The sequence below is a fragment of the Flavobacterium sp. AK-345 genome, assembly GCF_058310175.1.
Genome location: NZ_JBZEER010000041.1, coordinates 1 through 503, shown reverse-complemented (window position 1 = coordinate 503; position 503 = coordinate 1). Strand labels below are relative to the sequence as shown.

General features: G+C 52.1%; 1 protein-coding gene. It reads left to right on the top strand.

Annotated elements, in window-relative coordinates; translation table 11 throughout:
• Positions 1–64: 64 nt before the first annotated feature.
• The coding region (locus AC4FQ3_RS22835) for an IS66 family transposase (RefSeq protein ID WP_491183412.1) at positions 65–503 on the top strand (439 nt) is incomplete at its 3' end.

The following is a 503-nucleotide window of genomic DNA, read 5'->3' as shown; positions in this document are numbered from 1 at the left end:
TGTCCACGGGCCATGTGGGAAACTAATGCTTTGAAGACTTCTTTTAGGCTGTTATTTTCGATACATGAACAAACCCTTGGACCAGCTGAGCAAAGCCGAACTCATTACCCTGTTGGGTGAACGGGAGCAGCGCATTGAAAAGCTGGAGGGGATCATTGCCAAGTTCCAGCGCACACTCTTCGGACAGAAGCGGGAACGCTTCGAATCTTCCGACCAGCTGAGCCTTCCTTTTGAAGCCACTGCCGAGCAGCAGAAGCAGCAGGAAGAGCAGCTGACCGAAAAGGTGGAGTATGTCCGCAGGAAATCCGGTTCTTCACATCCGGGAAGGACAAAACTGCCCGAACATCTTCCGGTGGAAGAGATTGAGCTGTATCCGGAGGGGAACCTGGAGGAGATGGCCTGCATCGGCAAAGAAATCACCGAAGAGTTGGACTATATCCCCGGCAGCTACATCATCCGCCGCTACATCAGGTATAAATATGTATCCAAAGCCCAGGAAGGCA